This is a genomic window from Actinoplanes sp. NPDC048791 (assembly GCF_040650095.1).
GTDB lineage: Bacteria > Actinomycetota > Actinomycetes > Mycobacteriales > Micromonosporaceae > Actinoplanes.
On the sequence record NZ_JBEZGQ010001150.1, the window covers coordinates 1 to 2,444 of the forward strand.

A 2,444-nucleotide genomic window follows, 5' to 3' on the forward strand; every position below is an offset into this window, starting at 1 on the left:
CACGGGCCGGCCGGCCGCGGCGGGCAGGCCCGCGGCGAGCACGGTGCCCGCTGTCGTCACGACGGCGAGCGCCGCGCTGATGGATCGCCTCACGAGGCCTCCTGGGGATTGGGGAAGGCTTTTATTACAAGGTGACTTTACTGTGCCGAGATCCAGCCGCGTCTATGCCGTCGCTCGATGCCCTCCAGCAGCAGGTCCAGCGCGAACTCGAACTCGAACTGGTCGTCGCAGCCCCCGCCGACGACCGAGTCCTCTGTGTGAGCCGCTGCCATGGCCAGCTCGGCCACGTACGGGAACGCTTTCGCCAGCTGCGCCGCCATGGCCGCCGGGGGCGGTCCGGCGGCGGGCGCGGCGGTGAACAGCTCCTGGCTGAAGCCGAGGATCCGGCTGCCCATCGCGTGCATGACGTGATGGGTGAGGTCGAGGGAGAGGCCGCCCTCGCGGAACAGGCCGATCATTGAGTTCAGGTAGGCCAGCACGGCCGGGGTCGGCGTGGTGCGGAACTCGATCACCTGCGCCGCCCAGGAGTGTCGCTGCAGGGCACTGCGGGCCGAGAGGATCCGCTGCCGGACGGCGGCTTTCCAGCCGGTGCCGGCGACGGGCGGATCGATCTCGCCGACGACGACGTCGACCATGCCGTCGAGCAGTTCGTCCTTGTTGGCCACGTGCTTGTAGAGCGCCATCGGCACGACACCGAGTTCCTGGGCGAGTTTGCGCATGCTGAGCGATTCGATGCCGGCGTCGTCGGCGAGGGCGACGGCCGCTCGCAGCACGCGCTCCCTGCTCAGCGGGGCGCGTCTCTCCGCGGGCGGGGTCATCGGCTACCTCCGGGGGCTTGACAGGTGTACGGCGTACACCCTACCGTCCGGGCTGTGGTGTACGCCGTACACCTGAGCTGAGGAGGCGTCATGAAGGCGATCGTCCACGACCGGTACGGCCCACCCGATGTGCTGCGGTTCCAGGAGGTCGACAAGCCGGTACCGGCCGGGAACGAGGTGCTGGTCCGGGTCCGCGCCGCCGCCGTCAACGCCCGTGACTGGCACTTCATGCGCGGCGATCCGTACCTCGCCCGGGCCGCGTTCGGCCTGCGCGCTCCCAAGGTGCGGATCCGCGGCACGGACTTCGCGGGAGTGGTGGAGGCGGTGGGCGGCGACGTGACCCGGTTCAGCCCCGGCGACGAGGTGTACGGCGAGGTCGAGGCGGCGTTCGCCGAGTACGTGAGCGTCCCGGACGACCTGGTGGAGCGGAAGCCGGCCAACCTCAGCTTCGAGCAGGCCGCGGCGATCCCACTGGCCGGCAACACCGCCCTGATGGGCCTGCGTGACGTGGCCCGCGTGCGGCCGGGGCAGCAGGTGCTCATCAACGGCGCCTCCGGCGGCGTCGGCACGTTCGCCGTGCAGCTCGCCAAGTCCTTCGGCGCGCAGGTGACCGCCGTCTGCAGCACCCGCAATGCCGAGCTGGTCCGGTCGCTCGGCGCGGACCACGTCGTCGACTACACCCGGGAGGACTTCACGCGGGCCGGACAGCGCTACGACGTCGTGTTCGACCTGGTCGGCAACCGTTCCCTGGCCGACCTGCGCCGCGCCCTCACACCCACCGGCACGCTCGTGCTGTCCGGCGGCGGCGTGTCCGAGGGCGGCAGCCTGGTCGGGCCGATCGGCCTCGTGGTCAAGGGCCGGCTGCTGGCCCGCTTCGTCCGCCACCGGGTGACCACGCTGGAGGCGGTGCCCAGCGGGGCCAACCTCGCGACCCTGCGGGAGCTCGCCGAGGCCGGCACGCTCACCCCGGTCATCGACCGCACCCACCCGCTGAGCGAGACGGCCGAGGCCATCCGGTACGTCGAGGAGGAGCACGCCCGCGCGAAGGTCGTCCTCACCGTGTGAGAGACGCGGAAGTTAGCATGGGCCATGATCTTCGAACCGTCGGCGATCAGGCTGCTCGAGGCGCCCTACGACTCGGGCCACCACGGGCAGCGGATGGGCGCGGGACCGTTGGCCCTGGTGGAAGCCGGTGCGCCGCAACGGCTTCGCGATCGCGGCCACCCGGTGCAGCATCAGCGCCTGACGGTGTCCTCGGCGTGGCAGGCCGAGCTGACCACCGCCTTCGAACTGCACCGGATGATCGCCGCCGAGACGGCTGCCGCCCGCTCGGCCGGCCAGGTGCCCCTGCTGATGTCCGGCAACTGCAACGCGACCCTCGGCGTCCTGGCCGGGTCGGCGCCGGAGACCGGGCTGGTGTGGTTCGACGCGCACGGCGATTTCAACACCCCCGGGACGGACCCGGGCGGGTTCCTCGACGGGCAGGGCCTCGCCATGGTCACCGGCCGGTGCTGGACGGCGGCGACCGCGACAGTGATGACCAGCCTGTCGACCGTCCTCAAGGAGAGCTGGGGCCTGGTCGAGGACCGTCAGGACCGGGTGGCCCAGCACTTCTACGCCCGGCTG

At 71.6% G+C, this 2,444-nt stretch carries 3 protein-coding genes; 2 read left to right on the forward strand and 1 reads right to left on the reverse strand.

Annotated features, from left to right (window positions below):
• Positions 1 to 137: 137 nt before the first annotated feature.
• A complete protein-coding gene (locus AB0C29_RS43510; protein WP_360833537.1) occupies positions 138 to 818 on the reverse strand; it encodes a TetR/AcrR family transcriptional regulator C-terminal domain-containing protein in 681 nt (226 codons plus the stop codon).
• A 90-nt stretch (positions 819 to 908) separates the two neighbouring features.
• Here AB0C29_RS43510 and AB0C29_RS43515 point away from each other — a divergent pair, with 90 nt between their 5' ends.
• Complete coding sequence (locus tag AB0C29_RS43515; RefSeq protein ID WP_360833539.1) at positions 909 to 1,883, forward strand: NAD(P)-dependent alcohol dehydrogenase; 975 nt, start codon at positions 909 to 911, stop codon at positions 1,881 to 1,883.
• 24 nt (positions 1,884 to 1,907) lie between these two features.
• Positions 1,908 to 2,444, forward strand: a 537-nt coding sequence (locus tag AB0C29_RS43520; protein ID WP_360833540.1) for an arginase family protein, incomplete at its 3' end; no start/stop codon positions are given.

Excerpts from the sequence above, each read along its gene's own strand:
- AB0C29_RS43515 (WP_360833539.1), top strand. The coding sequence starts at position 909 with ATGAAGGCGATCGTCCACGACCGGTACGGCCCACCCGATGTGCTGCGG.
- AB0C29_RS43510 (WP_360833537.1), bottom strand. The coding sequence starts at position 818 with ATGACCCCGCCCGCGGAGAGACGCGCCCCGCTGAGCAGGGAGCGCGTG.